General features: G+C 64.7%; 13 protein-coding genes. 5 read left to right on the forward strand and 8 right to left on the reverse strand.

The window, feature by feature from the left end; translation table 11 throughout:
• Positions 1 to 47: 47 nt before the first annotated feature.
• The 4 genes from SAB01S_RS11540 to SAB01S_RS11555 all read left to right on the forward strand — a co-directional run bounded on the left by SAB01S_RS11540 (position 48) and on the right by SAB01S_RS11555 (position 6,584).
• Positions 48 to 2,363 carry a TonB-dependent receptor gene (locus SAB01S_RS11540; protein ID WP_062733159.1) on the forward strand — a complete coding sequence of 772 codons (2,316 nt, stop codon included), beginning with the start codon at positions 48 to 50 and terminating at the stop codon, positions 2,361 to 2,363.
• A gap of 22 nt (positions 2,364 to 2,385) precedes the next feature.
• The gene (locus tag SAB01S_RS11545; RefSeq protein WP_062733160.1) at positions 2,386 to 3,729 is read left to right on the forward strand and encodes an alkaline phosphatase family protein; all 1,344 of its coding nucleotides are present in this window, start codon (positions 2,386 to 2,388) and stop codon (positions 3,727 to 3,729) included.
• A gap of 114 nt (positions 3,730 to 3,843) precedes the next feature.
• Entirely contained in the window at positions 3,844 to 5,082 is a 1,239-nt protein-coding gene (locus tag SAB01S_RS11550) for a YceI family protein (protein ID WP_062733161.1), read from the forward strand.
• A gap of 131 nt (positions 5,083 to 5,213) precedes the next feature.
• Positions 5,214 to 6,584, forward strand: coding sequence for a class II 3-deoxy-7-phosphoheptulonate synthase (locus tag SAB01S_RS11555; RefSeq protein ID WP_062733162.1), 1,371 nt, complete (start codon positions 5,214 to 5,216; stop codon positions 6,582 to 6,584).
• A 226-nt stretch (positions 6,585 to 6,810) separates the two neighbouring features.
• Here SAB01S_RS11555 and SAB01S_RS11560 read toward each other — a convergent pair whose 3' ends face one another.
• The 3 genes from SAB01S_RS11560 to SAB01S_RS11570 are packed head-to-tail and all read right to left on the reverse strand — an operon-like array spanning position 6,811 to position 8,660.
• On the reverse strand, positions 6,811 to 7,374 hold the full coding sequence (locus SAB01S_RS11560; protein WP_062733163.1) for an LptA/OstA family protein: 564 nt from the start codon (positions 7,372 to 7,374) through the stop codon (positions 6,811 to 6,813).
• Positions 7,374 to 8,021 carry a hypothetical protein gene (locus SAB01S_RS11565; protein WP_021225305.1) on the reverse strand — a complete coding sequence of 216 codons (648 nt, stop codon included), beginning with the start codon at positions 8,019 to 8,021 and terminating at the stop codon, positions 7,374 to 7,376. Before SAB01S_RS11565 ends, SAB01S_RS11560 begins: the two co-directional genes overlap by 1 nt.
• 21 nt (positions 8,022 to 8,042) lie before the next feature.
• Positions 8,043 to 8,660: a ribonuclease D gene (locus tag SAB01S_RS11570; protein ID WP_062733164.1), complete on the reverse strand. Its 618-nt coding sequence runs from the start codon at positions 8,658 to 8,660 to the stop codon at positions 8,043 to 8,045.
• A gap of 279 nt (positions 8,661 to 8,939) precedes the next feature.
• On the opposite strand from SAB01S_RS11570, the gene SAB01S_RS18980 reads away from it, so the two are divergent.
• Positions 8,940 to 9,761, forward strand: a complete 822-nt coding sequence (locus tag SAB01S_RS18980; protein ID WP_062733165.1) for a cold-shock protein — start codon at positions 8,940 to 8,942, stop codon at positions 9,759 to 9,761.
• A 158-nt stretch (positions 9,762 to 9,919) separates the two neighbouring features.
• Here SAB01S_RS18980 and SAB01S_RS11580 read toward each other — a convergent pair whose 3' ends face one another.
• The 5 genes from SAB01S_RS11580 to SAB01S_RS11600 all read right to left on the reverse strand — a co-directional run bounded on the left by SAB01S_RS11580 (position 9,920) and on the right by SAB01S_RS11600 (position 14,599).
• Entirely contained in the window at positions 9,920 to 11,605 is a 1,686-nt protein-coding gene (locus tag SAB01S_RS11580) for a GH35 family beta-galactosidase (RefSeq protein WP_062733166.1), read from the reverse strand.
• Positions 11,606 to 11,910: 305 nt separating this feature from the next.
• Positions 11,911 to 12,153 carry a hypothetical protein gene (locus tag SAB01S_RS11585; protein WP_062733167.1) on the reverse strand — a complete coding sequence of 81 codons (243 nt, stop codon included), beginning with the start codon at positions 12,151 to 12,153 and terminating at the stop codon, positions 11,911 to 11,913.
• Positions 12,150 to 12,359, reverse strand: coding sequence for a hypothetical protein (locus tag SAB01S_RS11590; RefSeq protein WP_174525645.1), 210 nt, complete (start codon positions 12,357 to 12,359; stop codon positions 12,150 to 12,152). Before SAB01S_RS11590 ends, SAB01S_RS11585 begins: the two co-directional genes overlap by 4 nt.
• Before the next feature lie 133 nt (positions 12,360 to 12,492).
• Positions 12,493 to 13,869, reverse strand: coding sequence for an ATP-binding protein (locus SAB01S_RS11595; protein ID WP_062733169.1), 1,377 nt, complete (start codon positions 13,867 to 13,869; stop codon positions 12,493 to 12,495).
• Positions 13,870 to 13,879: 10 nt separating this feature from the next.
• The gene (locus SAB01S_RS11600) at positions 13,880 to 14,599 is read right to left on the reverse strand and encodes a response regulator (RefSeq protein ID WP_062733281.1); all 720 of its coding nucleotides are present in this window, start codon (positions 14,597 to 14,599) and stop codon (positions 13,880 to 13,882) included.
• Positions 14,600 to 14,603 lie beyond the last annotated feature (4 nt).

A 14,603-nucleotide genomic window follows, 5' to 3' on the forward strand; every position in this document is an offset into this window, starting at 1 on the left:
CCGCTCGCGACCCGGCGATCAGACCGGAGTCCAGGGGGACTATCATCATGCGGCCACTTCACGCTTTCTTGCTTGCATCGACTTTCCTGGCGGCGACGCCGGCTTTCGCGCAGGAGGCCCTGCCCGCGGCGGACACGCCGGCCGATGGCGGGGAAATCATTGTCTTTGGTCGTGGCGAAACGCGCCAGGTGCAGGAAATCACCAACAAGGAACTCGTCACACTGACGCCGGGCACCAATGCGCTGAAAGCCATTGAAAAGCTGCCCAGCGTCAATTTCCAGTCCGCCGATCCGTTCGGCAATTATGAATGGTCGCAGCGCGTCACCATCCGCAGCTTCAACCAGAACCAGCTGGGCTTCACCTTCGACGGCATTCCGCTCGGCGACATGAGCTATGGCAATCATAACGGCCTGCACATCACCCGCGCCATCAGCTCCGAAAATATCGGCAGCGTGCGGGTGAGCCAGGGCGCGGGTTCGCTGGGCACCCAGTCGACCGGCAATCTGGGCGGCACAGTCGAGACATTCTCCGCCGATCCGGCCGACTATCTGAGCGGCGGATCGCTCGCGGGCCAAGGCAACCTCACCTATGGCAGCGACGAAACATGGCGCGCTTTTGCGCGGCTGGCGCTGGGCACGCGCGATGGCATTCGCGGCTATGTCTCCTATGGCTATGGCACCACCGACAAGTGGAAGGGCCAGGGCACGCAGGACCAGCATATGGGCAATGCCAAGGTCGTGATTCCGGCCGGCGACGCGACCATCGACGGATGGCTGAGCTATTCCGACCGGCGCGAGCAGGACTATCAGGACATGTCGATGAACATGATCCGGCGCCTGGGCTGGGACTGGGACAATACATTTCCCGACTATGCCCGCGCGATCGACTATGCCGACCGCCTGAACGACGTCGACCGGATCAGCAACAGCGGCGGATCGCCCTTCCCCGACGGCCTGTTCGATTATAGCGGCGCGCCGGTCGCGGGCGGGCAGGTTTATCCCGGCAACGTCACAAGCGCCGACGACGCCTATTATGACGCGGCGGGACTGCGCAAGGACTGGCTGGGCGCGCTTGGCCTCACGACCCCGATCGGGGAGGCGGCGACCGCCCGCATCAAGGGCTATTATCACAATAACAGCGGCATGGGCCTGTGGGCGACGCCCTACACGCCCAGCCCCAATGGCGTGCCGATGTCGGTGCGCACGACGGAATATGACATGGACCGGATCGGCGTGTTCGGCAGCGTCGACTATAGCCTTGGCATCCAGACGCTGAGCGCGGGGGCCTGGTATGAGAATAACAAATTCCATCAGGCGCGCCGCTTCTATGCTTTCGCCAGCCGGACGCAGCCGGGCCTGAGCTTCCGCGACTATCCCGAAAACCCCTTCTTCACCCAATGGGAGTTCGATTTCACGACGAACACCTTCCAATATCATGTTCAGGACAAGATCGACCTGGGCATGGTGACGATCAACCTGGGGTGGAAGGGGTTCAAGGTCACCAACAAAGCCGACGCCATCGTCCAGGCGAGCTTTCCCGAAGGAAGGATCAAGGTCGAGGACTGGTTCCAGCCCCATGCCGGCTTTGCCGTCGAACTGAGCCCGGAGGCGGAAATCTTTGGGGGGTTCACCCAGGTGACGCGCGCCTTCTCCTCCGCCACCACGACCGGCCCCTTTTCGACGAACCAGGTCGGCTTCGACGCTATCCGGGATGATTTGAAGCCCGAACAGTCCGACACCTATGAACTGGGCCTGCGCTACAACACGCCGATGTTCAACGGCGTGCTGGGGGCCTATCTGGTCAATTTCCGCAACCGGCTGCTGGCGGTGACGGTGGGCAGCCCGATCCAGGGCCTGGCGTCCGCGCTCCAGAATGTCGGCGGCGTGCGCGCACTCGGCTTTGAAGCAGCGGGCGACCTGAAACTGGGGTCCGGCTTTGGCGTCTATGCCTCCTACAGCTACACCGACGCCACCTACCGCGACGATGTGCTCAACAGTTCGGACGGCACGCTGGTCGCCGCGATCAAGGGCAAGACCGTGGTCGACAGCCCCAAGCATATGGCGCGCGGCGAATTCAATTATGATGATGGCCGCGCGTTCGGACGGGTCGGCGTCAATTATATGTCGCGCCGCTATTACAGCTACACCAACGATGCCTCGGTCCCCGGCCGGGTCATCGTGGACGCATCGGTCGGCTATCGCCTGACCGACCGGATCGAGGTGCAGCTCAACGCCACCAACCTGTTTGACAAGAAATATGTCGGAACGATCGGGTCGGGCGGGTTCGTCAACAGCGGCGATGCGCAAACATTGCTGGTGGGCGCGCCCCAGCAATTCTTCGCCACGCTCAAGACCGGCTTCTGAGCCAGATCGCGGAGACAGACGCATGAAGACACTCGCGCTTGCCGTTTCGGCCCTGGCGATGGCCATTCCGGTCATAGCCTCAGCAGAACCCGTCCTCCTCATTTCGATCGACGGGTTGCGCCCCGGCGATGTGCTGGAGGCCGACAAGCGCGGGCTGTCCATTCCCAATCTGCGCCGCTTCGTGACGGAGGGCGCGCATGCGACCGGCGTCACCGGCGTGCTGCCCACCCTGACCTATCCCAGCCACACCACGCTGATGACGGGCGTGTCGCCGGCCAGGCATGGCATCGTCGCCAATAACAGCTTCGACCCCATGGGCATCAATCAGGGCGGCTGGTATTGGTATGCACAGGATGTAAAGACGCCCATGCTGTGGGAAGCGGCGACGAAGGCCGGCCTGTCCACCGGCAATATCCACTGGCCGGTCAGCGTCGCGGCCAAGGGGGTGACGTGGAACCTGCCGCAGATATGGCGCACGGGCCATGCCGATGATGCGCAATTGCTCGACGCGCTGGCGACGCCGGGCCTCAAAGCGCAATTGGAAGCGCGGGTCGGCGCGCCCTATGCCATGGGGATCGACGAAAGCCTGGCGGCGGACCAGAATCGCGCGCGCTTCGCTCGCGCCCTGATCGATGCGTACCGGCCGGATTTCCTGACCGTCTATTTTGCAGCTTTAGACCATGAGGAACATGCCAGCGCGCCGGGATCGCCCTCGGCAAAATCCGTGCTGGAAAATATCGACGCGCTGGTCGGCGATCTGGTCGCGGCGGAGCGGCAGGCGCATCCCGACGCGGTGATTGCGCTGGTCAGCGACCATGGGTTCGAAGCGACCCATAGCGCGATCAACCTCTATCGACCCTTCATTGACGCGGGCCACATCACGCTGGGGTCCGACGGCAAGGTCGCGTCCTGGCTGGCGATGCCGTGGATCGCGGGCGGATCGGCCGCGATCATGCTCTCGCGGCCGGACGATGCAGCGCTCAAGGCGCGGGTGCGGACGCTACTCGACCGGCTGGCGACCAATCCCGCCAACGGCATCGATCAGATCGTCGATCATGACCGGCTTGTGTCGATGGGCGGCAATCCGCAGGCCAGCTTTGCCGTGAATCTGAAACCCGGATTTGTGACCGATATCTTCCGGGGCGCGGCAGTTCCCATGATCGGTCCAAGCCCGGTCAAGGGCATGCACGGCTATTTCCCCGGCCCCGCCAGCCTGGACGCGACATTGCTGCTGATGGGACAAGGTATTCCAGCCGGCAAGGATCTGGGCCGGATCGACATGCGCGCCATTGCGCCCACGCTCGCGAAAATCATGGGCGCCGACCTGCCGACCGCGCAGGTGGAAGCGCTTCATATCGGCGACTAGCATGTGCCCGCTTTTGGCGGGGTCATCGCCATGCCTTGGGCATCTGTTAGCAAGATGATGGACTTGCATGTCGGTCCGCCCTAATTTGGCGGCACGCCTTATCGGGGAGCATCCATGCCGCAACGCTACAGCATAGCCGCCATCATCCTGCACTGGGCGATCGCCGCCCTGCTGGCCTTCCAGATTGCGGTCGGATGGGCGCTGGAGGATCTGGGCGCGCGCGGCTTTGACCTGTTCCAGCTGCACAAGTCGGTTGGCATCACCATATTGGCGCTGACCCTGCTGCGCATCGCGGTGCGGTACTGGAAGCCCCGTCCGCCGGCGAAGGAAGGCGGATGGCAGGGCGGCCTGGCCTCGGCCGTGCATTTCGGGCTCTATGCCTTCATGCTGGCCGCGCCGCTGACCGGCTGGGCACTGGTGTCCACCGCGAAGGTCAAGGTGCCGACTTTGATCTTCGGCGTCATCCCCCTGCCCCATCTGCCGGTGCCGGCGAGCGCGCATGAATTGGCCGAGGGTAGCCATGGCCTGATCGCGTGGATCGGCATCGCCTTGTTCCTGCTGCATGTCGCAGGCGCGCTGCGCCATCATCTGCTGCTGCGCGACGGATTGCTCTGGCGCATGGCGCCGGGCCGGTCACAGCTGTGGCTGGTGGCATTGCCGGCGCTGATCCTGATCGGCTTCCTTGCCGGACGCGCGATCGTGCCGACCGGCGCGCCGCCCGCCCCGGCTCCCGTGGGGCAGGACATGGACATGGGCAATGACGCCGCCAATATGGCAGAGGCGCAGAACGCTGCCGTGGCGGCGGATGCCGACAATGCGGCCGCCAACGCCAGCGCGGTTGCCGACGAGGAACCGGGCGAACCGCCGGCATGGGCCGTGCAGCCGGGCGGCGCCATCCGCTTTTCGGTGGGCAATGACGGCGAGACGATCAGCGGCGCCTTTTCCAAATGGACCGCGCAGATCGTCATGGACCCCGCCCGGCCTGAAAGCGCAGACTTGAGCGTCACGATCGACATGACGTCGGCAAGCGTCGGTGACGCCTATAAGGACGGGATGCTGCCGGGCGACGAATTTTTCGCGACCGCCGCGCACCCGACCGCAACCTTCACCGCCAAGGGCGCGCAGGAAACCAGCCCCGGCCGCTACAGCGCCGATGGCACCTTGACGCTGAAAGGCGTATCCAAGCCGCAGTCCATCCGGTTCAGCCTGTCGGGCGACGGGGCGACGCGGCGGGTGCGCGGCATCGCCAGCATCACGCGAGCGGCCTTTGGCGTGGGCAATGGGGACAGCAGCGGCAGCCTGGCCCCGCAAGTGGCGGTGACGTTCGACTTCACTGCCAGGCGGAAGGACTGACGACCCGGTCGATCAGCATGATCGAGACAAATCATTGCGCGGCGGACGGGCAGGACCGCTATAAACTTGCCTTGACCCGCGTGGCGGCGTAGGTGCGGCGCCTATTTTGATGCATGCGAAGGAGAAGAGACGTGGCGGCGAAGTGGACGCCGGAAAGCTGGCGGAGCCAAAAGGGCATTCAGATGCCCGTCTATCGGGACCAGGCGGCGCTCGCCGCGGTCGAGGCTCAGCTTGGCCAGTTTCCGCCGCTCGTCTTTGCGGGCGAGGCGCGCAACCTGAAGGCGGACCTTGCCAATGTGACGACCGGCGAGGCGTTCCTGTTGCAGGGCGGCGATTGCGCTGAAAGCTTTGCCGAGTTCCACCCGAACAATATCCGCGACACGTTCCGCGTGCTGCTCCAGATGGCAGTGGTGCTGACCTTCGCGTCGAAACTGCCGGTGGTGAAGGTCGGCCGCATGGCTGGCCAGTTCGCCAAGCCGCGATCGGCCGATACCGAGACGATCGGCGGCGTGGAGTTGCCCAGCTATCGCGGCGACAATGTCAACGACATCGCCTTCACGGCGGAATCACGCGAGCCGGACCCGGCGCGAATGGTGCGCGCCTATAACCAGTCGGCCGCGACGCTCAATCTGCTGCGCGCCTTTTCGACCGGCGGCTATGCTTCGCTCGACCGGGTGCATGGCTGGATGCTCGATTTCATGGGCCGGTCCCCCTGGGCCGCGAAGTTCGAGGCGATGGCCGACCAGATCGGTCAAGCGCTCGACTTCATGCGCGCGTGCGGGCTGGACGCGGAAAGCGTGCCGCAGCTGGGCGGGACCAGCTTCTATACCAGCCATGAGGCTTTGCTGCTGCCGTTCGAACAGGCGTTGACCCGGCAGGATTCGATCACCGGCGAATGGTATGACACGTCGGCGCACATGCTGTGGATCGGCGACCGCACTCGCTTTGAGGGGTCGGCCCATGTCGAATATCTGCGCGGCATCGGCAATCCCATCGGCATGAAGTGCGGGCCGAGCCTGGAGCCGGACGCGCTGCTGCGCCTGCTCGATGTGCTGAACCCCGCGCGCGAGGCGGGGCGGATCACGCTCATCACCCGCTATGGCCATGACAAGATCGAGGCGGGGCTGCCCAAGCTGGTGCGCGCGGTGCTGCGCGAAGGGCATCCGGTGGTCTGGTCGTGCGACCCGATGCACGGCAATGTCATCAAGGCGCCCAATGGCTACAAGACGCGGCCGTTCGACCGCATCCTGGCCGAAGTGCGCGGCTTCTTTGCCGTGCATCGCGCCGAGGGCAGCTTCGGCGGGGGCATCCATGCCGAAATGACCGGGCAGAATGTGACCGAGTGCACCGGCGGCGCCATCGCCATCACCGACGAGGGGCTGGCCGACCGCTACCACACCCATTGCGACCCGCGCCTCAACGCGGCGCAGAGCCTGGAGCTGGCCTTCCTGCTGGCGGAAATGCTGAACGAGGAACTGAAGGAACGTCGCGCGGCGGCGTGATGTCCTGAGCCATCGCGAAAGGGCGTCGCTGCCGAAGCGGCGCCCTTTTTCGTGCGCTTATCGCGACGGCAAAAGCGACGGCTGCAAGGCGTCACGCATTTCCGCGCCGTCTGGATCAAAGATTGTCGTCGTAAATCAGATACTTAGACGTTCGCAATAAGGCGTGTTATTGCGAATCCGGCCATATTGTAAAAACCACTCTGCACCTGTCGCCTTTGCAGGGCGGTCAGTTGTTCCGCTGCGGCACGGAGAATGTGCCCGATACGCGGCCGCTGGGGCTGGTCGATGTGCCCGCGCCGCCGCCGCTGGAGCGGCCGTCGACGGTGGATCGCCCACTGTTCAAATCCATTACCAGCCGCCCGCCGGTCAGCCGGTTCGCGCCTTGCGTCAGCGCGACATTGCCCAGCATCGTGATGAGCTTGGCATTGAGGTCATAGATGGCGACATTGCCGCGCGCGGTCTGATCGCCCTTGGTCACCACGACATTGCCCGATGCGTCGATGCGGTCGATTTCCACGCCGCTGGCGCCGCTGCCCGGCTGGTTGCGATAGGCGACGGTCATGCGCGCGGCGTTGAGCGTCATGCCCGCCTGCGTCACCACGACATTGCCCGACACGACAACGCGGTCGGCGCGGTCCTGCACCTCGATCCGGTCGGCGGTGAAATTGACCGGGGCGTTGCTGTCATGGTTGCGGAACACCTGCGCGAACAGGGGGCCGCCCGGGCCGGCGATCATCACGCCGGTGGTCGCTAGAAAGCCGGTCGCAAGCAGGATGAGGGAGCGTTTCATCACTTCTGCCCTTTGAGGCCATTTTGTTCGATACGCAAGCGGGCGCGACCGTTCAGCGTAACGGTGCGCGCGCCCATGTCGGCTTCCAGATGATCGGCGCTGAACGTGCCGATGGGGATGCGCCCGTCGACGCGCCCGGCGCTGCGCATCCGCCGCGTGGTGAGGTCGACGCCCACGTCGCGCGTGGTCAGGCGATAGCCGCCCGCCGCCTGGAACTGCACCGGCCCCTCGATCGCGACGCGCTCGCTTTCCATGTCGTAGCGGCCCTTCTGCGCGGTCAGCACGGCGGGGCCATCCGACAGCAGGATGCGCGCGGACATATCGTTCAAGTCCACGATCGGTTCGCGCGAGCTTTTCTGCACCGCCGATCCCGCGCGCAGCGAGAAGGGCTGCCCCTTGCTGTCTTCGCCACGATAGAGGGCTTCGGTGACGCGCATGCGTTCCTTGGCCACTTCCACCTTGTTCTTGTCGAGCACGAAGCTGAGCTTGTCGCCGCTGGTGAAGGGCGCGGTGGCGAGCAAAGCGGCGAGCACGCCGACCGACACGGGCAGCCAGTTCTTGAGCAGCCTGACCAGCCGGTCATGGCTGCCGCCCGGCCGCGCCCAGTGGCGGCGCACATTGCGTTGCTGTTCGGCCTGAACGGACATGGCGGCGCTTACCCGTCCCCCTTACATATGCGCGAAAATGTCGATTTCCGGCCAGCCCGCCAAGTCCAGCTCGGCCCGGTGCGGCAGGAAATCGAAACAGGCCTGGGCGAGCGCCATGCGCCCTTCCCGCTCCAGCCTTTTGTCCAGTTCGGCCTTGAGCTGATGGAGGAAGCGCACGTCGGACGCCGCATAATCCTTTTGCGCGTCGGACAGGACCGGGCCGCCCCAGTCGCTCGACTGCTGCTGCTTGCTGATGTCCTGCCCCAGCAATTCGCGCACCAGTTCTTTCAGGCCATGGCGGTCGGTATAGGTGCGCACCAGGCGCGAGGCGATCTTCGTGCAATAGACGGGCGCCGCGACGACGCCCAGATAATGGCGCAGCGCGGCAATGTCGAAGCGGCCGAAATGATAGAGTTTGAGCCGCGCCGGATCGGCCAGCACGGCCTTCAGGTTCGGCGCGGCATAATCACTGCCGGGGTTGAAGCGCACCAGATGCTCGTCCCCCTTGCCGTCGCTGATCTGGACCACGCACAGGCGGTCGCGCGGGGTGATGAGCCCCATGGTTTCGGTATCGACGGCGATCGGGCCGGGCGCGAGCACGCCGGCGGGCAGATCTTCTTCATGGAAATGCACGGTCATGCCACCCCCTCTATGGCGAAACCGCCCGCACCGCAATCGAGGCAATGCATGGCTCTCGCGGAGCGACGAGCCGAGAGACGCGCGCGACAGGATGCTTACAATGGCGATAATAGCGCGAAAAGGAACGGATCGGGACCGGAAAGGTGAAAATCATTCGCGTGGGCCTGAAAAGTTGATATAGTGATTCCCAAACCCGCCTTTGCGGTGGATTTTGCATGTCATTCGCCCGACATGTTTGTCCGATTGGTCTTGGGGCGAAGCGAAAGTGACTAACAGGGCATGAGTTTTGATAGAGGTCGCCGCGGCGGGCGCGGCAGGGATAAGCGCGACGGTTTCGGCGACGACAATTTCTACGATCAGGGCCGCGGCGGTTTTGGCGGTGGTGGTTTCGGCGGTGATCGCGGCGGCTTTGGCGGCGGCGGCGGTTTCGGCGGCGATCGTGGCGGTTTTGGCGGCGGTGACCGCAGCGGCTTCGGCGGCGGCGGCTTTGGCGGCGGCGGTGGTCGCGGCTTTGGCGGCGGCGGCGGCGGTGGTCGCGGCATGCCCGCGCAGGTCGTCGGCGAAGGCAAGGGCGTCGTCAAATTCTTCAACGGGCAAAAGGGCTTCGGCTTCATCGTTCGTGACGATGGCGGCGAAGACGTGTTCGTCCATATCAGCGCGGTGGAACAGGCCGGCCTCACGGGCCTGGCCGAAGGCCAGCCGCTCGGCTTCACGCTGGTCGATCGCGGCGGCAAGGTGTCGGCCACCGATCTGGTGATCGATGGCGAGCCTTTGCCGGTGACCGATCGCGCCCCCCCGCGCGAACCCCGCGCCGGCGGCTTCGGCAATGATCGCGGCGGCTTTGGCGGCGGCGATCGTGGCGGCCCCCAGCGCCAGCTGACCGGTGAACGCGCCAGCGGTACGGTGAAATTCTTCAACGCGATGAAGGGCTTTGGCTTCATTCAGCGCGATGACGGCCAGCCCGACGCCTTCGTCCACATCAGCGCCGTCGAACGCGCCGGCATGGCCGCCCTCAACGAAGGCGACCGCCTCGACTTCGAACTGGAAGTCGACCGTCGCGGCAAATATGCCGCGGTGAACCTCCAGTCGAAGGCCGACTGAGCCAGCGCGAAAGACACATCCCTGTCACAAGGGAGAGGATGCGAAAGGGGCCGCTTGGAAGAGCGGCCCCTTTTTTGTAAGTGGACGGTGAGACGGGATGCCGCGGCCCTATGGGCCGTCCTCCAGGGCGTGCATCAGCTGCCAAGGATCATAAACCGTCAGCGATAGCGATAGAGGCGGACGCGATAGACCTTGTTTTCGGCGGCGTCCGATGACGAGAGCCGCAGGGATTGACCCTGGCCATTTTCGTCACCGTTCAGTCTTCTCCCGGCGGACATTTCTCCGTTCTTCAAGATTTGTTCGTCAATACTTTCAATCCCGACGATCGGCGGCCCGGGACGGTCCGTGGTGAAGCTGATCTGCATGTCGCCGGCCCCCAAGACGATAAACTCGTCCGGACCAGTCTGGAGGAACATAGCTGCGACGCGACTATCGGGATCGACATTACCATCAGGTCCGTTCGCACGGACCATATTGACCATATAATCGCCGATCCGGCCCCGGCCCGTTCGTTGCGCCGACCCCTCCATGATGACAGTCGAAATTTTTCCTTCCGCCTGGCTTTTAAGCACCAATGGCGCGAGTTGTTCGAGCTGGCCATAGAGCGCGCCGATCACAGGGTCGCCATCCCCACCAGTCCCCAGCCCGACGCTCGGATCTCCAGCCAGTTGCACGCCGCGCTCGTCAATGCCGAAGGGCGAGAAGCCGAAGCCGTTGAGCGCGCCGAAAGTGTAGAGGGCGTTGGCCGCACCGATCGCACCGCCCCGCGCTTCAGGCACAAACAATACATTGTCGGGCCGTCGATATTGCGAGGCCCAATAGGCATAATTGTCGAAATAAATGTCGGGCGCGAGGAAATCGAGCGCGGGCGCCCCTGCTTTCCATAGATCAATGGCGAAAGGCAGCGGGCCGCCCGAATTATACTGACCTGGCTCGTAATTGGGGCGAATCAGCGCCGCATTGGTGAACATAGGCAGCGGGTATTCCGCTTTCCCAGCGGCAGCGACTTGGTCGATATAGCGCGCATAGGACCAAGACATGAAGAGGGAGTCCGTCATTCCGTCGTCACCAAAAACTTCAGTCCAGCTTCCCCTGCTTTGCCCTCCATTGGCTTCCCATGCGGCGCGCAATTCTGGGTTCAGGCTTGCGCGGTGCTCGGTCAGGTAGGTCATCAACTCTGGGGGGACAGGCCCGGCGAAAGCCGCTTCGGCGTCGGGCGCGTGATCGCGCGATTCGGGAATGACGCCAACCTCATTTTCGACCTGCACCATCAGCACGGTCTGGCGGGCGCCATCGACAGACTTCAAATGGCGCATCAGTTGCGCAAAAGCGCGCGCGTCAGCATCGCGAGCATTGGTGGAAAGAGTGGAAATACGTTCCGTCCCGCGTCCATCTGCAGTTTGCATCCGGGGGAAACGCTGCGTGTCGCGTTTCACCCATGATGGGACGTAGCTGGAAAAAGTGTTCTTCCAAGTCCCGAACCAAAGAAACACCAAGCGCAGGTCATGGTCGCGCGCACCTTGTATCAGGCCATCGACGTTGCTGAAATCAAATCGGCCTTCGACCGGTTCGATTGTTTCCCAGGCGATAGGAACCAGCACGGTGTTGAGGTTGTCACGGACAAGCAGCGGCCACTTCCGGCTGAAATGATCAAGACTGCTAGTGCTGCTGTTCTTGACCTCGCCACCCAGGACCAGGAAGGGCTTGTCATCCACGATCAGTTGGGTCGCAGCGCCCCGTCGCTCGAAATGCGGAAGACTTGATGGCTGGGGCGTGGCTGCCATACCGTGTGGAGCCGAACCCCATAGGCTGGCCAGCATGAACAGCGCGATCATCTTTCGCATGAAGCCCCTCTCCGGATCATTTGTGTTATCGTTACCATTACACGGAGCGTTAGATGATTCCAATATGTAATCGGGTGAAGTTATGCGGGAACCGGACCCTGAAGTTCAGGGGAATACGCAGGGCGGCATGTCCCCCAACCCCTACCCCTCACGACCCCGGCGGGATTGGGCTTCGCGTTGGTTGACGGCGCGGATTTTGGCGTGGGCGCGGCTCAAGTCGCTGTCGTGTGCGCGGCGGGCCGGGGTGGGCTGGGTCGCGGGCAGCGATGCGCCGGGCGTGCGGCGGGCCGGTTGCTGGCGGTCGGTCATCGCCGGGATGTCGCCGGCGGCAACTGGCGCGCGACGTGCGAGGCGGAGCGGACGACTTCGCCCTGGATGAGTTTGCCCTTCATCAATCCGCGCAGCGTGTCGGCGTCGCGCGGGTCCAGCATCACGACGCGCACGCCGCCCGATTGCAGCGGTTCGATCACCGAAATGCGCAGCGCATGGCTGGCGCACAGGGCCGTGACCGCTTCGGGCGTGCCATTGACGTTGATCGCGCGGCTCATGCCCGCACCTCCACATGCGCGGCGAGCGTGAAGGTCGCCGTGCCATCGGCCCGTTCCGACCTGTAGGGATGAGGATGCTGGCGAATGCGCTGATTAAAATCAGCGGCCGAGCGACGATGGGCGGAAGATATTTCGGGCGTGGGCGCGCTCTGGTAGCGGATCAGTTCTTCCTGTTCGCGCTTCAATAGATAATTGAGATCGTCCAATATTTGGCTCCTCAGCTGGCAAGCGGGAGCACTATGGTCTCTCTGTCACGGCGAATGCTTGCGGCATGGGTCGCGCGATGGCGATGATATAGCATAATAGTGGGGATATGTCGCCCTTTTAAATCGGGCGACGTCAGGCGGGCAGCACCAGGCTGGCCTCCAGCCCCCCTTCCGCGCGGTTGGCAAGGCGCAGTTCGCCATGATGTTCGGTCATGATCGCACGGACGAGGGCGAGGCCGAGGCCCGCGCCGCCCGTCTCGCGGTTGCGCGAGCCTTCCAGCCGGGTGAAGGGTTCGAGCATTTCGGCCATGCGGTCCTGCGCGATGCCGGGGCCTTCGTCCGCGACGGTGATGCGCACCTGGCCGGGCTCATGGGCCACGCTGACATGGGCGCGGTCGCCATAGACGATGGCGTTTTCGATGAGGTTGCGCAGCGCGCGGCGGATCTGTTGCGGGCGGACCAAGGCGACGGCGCGGGCGCTGTCGGCCAGGGTGACGGGCGATCCCAGCTCGATAAAATCCTCCACCACCGCGTCCGCCAGCGCCGACAGGTCGACCTTTTGCGGGCTTTCGGCGCTGCGGCCGGCGCGGGCGAGCGAGAGGATATCCTCCAGCATGCGGTTCATTTCCTCGATCGTGTCGGACATGCGCGCGCGCTCGGCGTCGTCCTCCACCGATTCGGTGCGCACGCGCAGCGAGGCGAGCGGGGTGCGCAAATCATGGCCGATCGCGCCCAGCATCCGGTCCTTTTCATCCAGCATCGCGATGATGCGCGCGCGCATGGCGTTGAAGGCCATGGTGAGATCGCGCACGTCGCCCGGCCCGCGTTCGTCCACGGGGTCGGCCGCGCCGGTGCGGGCGAATTGCTGGGCCGAGGCGGTCAGCTGGCGCAGCGGACGCGCGAGGCGGCGGCCGATCCAGAGCAAGGGCGCGAGCACGATGATGTAGAGGATGAGCGTCTGCCCCGCCAGCCAGCCGCCAAAGCGCGGCGGGCGGTTGCCGATGCGCCCTTCGACCAGCAGCCACCGGCCCGCATCATATTCCACGGCCAGTTGCAGCCGGCCGACGCGGCGGTCATCGGGCGCCTCCCCCTGGCGCAGGCGCAGCCTTTCCCAGCGGCGCAGCGGCATGACGCGGCTGTCCTCCGCCGCGATCACCTGGCGCACGGTGAGGCCCATATCCGCCAGCATGTCGCGCGCGCGGTCCGCGACATCGGGCCGGGGCTTGCCGCCGAGCGTGGGCTGAGTGGAGAGGAAACGGGCCGCGCGCGTCTGGCGCCGGTCGGGGCGGCCATCTCGCGCGGTGGCGCGCTCGGGCGTGCGATCGGCGCGCTGATCGAGCGCGGTCACGACGCGATAGGCGAGCGGCGCGGTCTGGCCCGTCAGTGTCAGCCGGTTGCGTTCGCGCAGCAGCAGGCCGAAATTGATCGCCTGCGCGACGAACAGCGCCAGCGCGACCAGCAGGATGACCTGCCCGACCAGGCTTTGCGGCCAGAGGCGGCGTATCGTCATGCCCGGCGCATCACAATTTACGCACTTCGGCCGACAGGGTGTAGCCGCCGCCCCAGACGGTCTTGATCAGGGTGGGATTCTTGGGATCCGGCTCGATCTTCTTGCGCAGGCGGCTGATCTGGTTGTCGATCGCGCGGTCGAAGGCGTTGGCCTCCCGCCCCTGGGTGATGTCGAGCAGCTGGTCGCGGCTCAGCACCTGATTGGGGCGCGTGGCAAAGGCGAGCATCAGATTATATTCGGCGGTCGACAGCGGCAGCGACACGCCTTCGCTGTCGACCAGCGTGCGTTCCTGCGATTTGAGCAGCCAGCCGGCAAAGGCGTAGGTCGCGCCATCGGGCGCGGTGACGCGCTGGCCGCCGCTGGCGACCCGGCGAAAGATCACCTTGATGCGGGCGACCAGCTCGCGCGGCGAAAAGGGTTTGAGGACATAATCGTCCGCGCCCATTTCCAGGCCGACGATGCGGTCCGTCTCCTCCGATTTCGCGGTAAGCAGGATGACCGGTATCTCGCTGGTTTCGCGGATATGGCGGCAGAGCGACAGGCCGTCCTCGCCCGGCATCATGATGTCGAGGATGACAAGGTCGATGGCGTTGGCGTTGAGCCGCACCCGCGCCTCCGCCGCGCTGTCGACGGCGGTGACGCGAAAGCCGTTGCGCGACAGATATTGCGCCAGCGGTTCGCGGATCGAACGCTCGTCATCGACGAGCAGGAGATGGGGACGGTCGCTCATCATG

The organism is Sphingobium abikonense NBRC 16140 (assembly GCF_001598335.1).
GTDB classification, from domain to species: Bacteria; Pseudomonadota; Alphaproteobacteria; order Sphingomonadales; family Sphingomonadaceae; genus Sphingobium; species Sphingobium abikonense.

Excerpts from the sequence above, each read along its gene's own strand:
- SAB01S_RS11580 (WP_062733166.1), bottom strand. The coding sequence starts at position 11,605 with ATGCGAAAGATGATCGCGCTGTTCATGCTGGCCAGCCTATGGGGTTCG.
- SAB01S_RS11545 (WP_062733160.1), top strand. The coding sequence starts at position 2,386 with ATGAAGACACTCGCGCTTGCCGTTTCGGCCCTGGCGATGGCCATTCCG.
- SAB01S_RS11540 (WP_062733159.1), top strand. The coding sequence starts at position 48 with ATGCGGCCACTTCACGCTTTCTTGCTTGCATCGACTTTCCTGGCGGCG.
- SAB01S_RS11560 (WP_062733163.1), bottom strand. The coding sequence starts at position 7,374 with ATGAAACGCTCCCTCATCCTGCTTGCGACCGGCTTTCTAGCGACCACC.
- SAB01S_RS11600 (WP_062733281.1), bottom strand. The coding sequence starts at position 14,599 with ATGAGCGACCGTCCCCATCTCCTGCTCGTCGATGACGAGCGTTCGATC.
- SAB01S_RS11595 (WP_062733169.1), bottom strand. The coding sequence starts at position 13,869 with ATGACGATACGCCGCCTCTGGCCGCAAAGCCTGGTCGGGCAGGTCATC.
- SAB01S_RS11585 (WP_062733167.1), bottom strand. The coding sequence starts at position 12,153 with ATGAGCCGCGCGATCAACGTCAATGGCACGCCCGAAGCGGTCACGGCC.
- SAB01S_RS11550 (WP_062733161.1), top strand. The coding sequence starts at position 3,844 with ATGCCGCAACGCTACAGCATAGCCGCCATCATCCTGCACTGGGCGATC.
- SAB01S_RS11565 (WP_021225305.1), bottom strand. The coding sequence starts at position 8,021 with ATGTCCGTTCAGGCCGAACAGCAACGCAATGTGCGCCGCCACTGGGCG.
- SAB01S_RS18980 (WP_062733165.1), top strand. The coding sequence starts at position 8,940 with ATGAGTTTTGATAGAGGTCGCCGCGGCGGGCGCGGCAGGGATAAGCGC.
- SAB01S_RS11570 (WP_062733164.1), bottom strand. The coding sequence starts at position 8,660 with ATGACCGTGCATTTCCATGAAGAAGATCTGCCCGCCGGCGTGCTCGCG.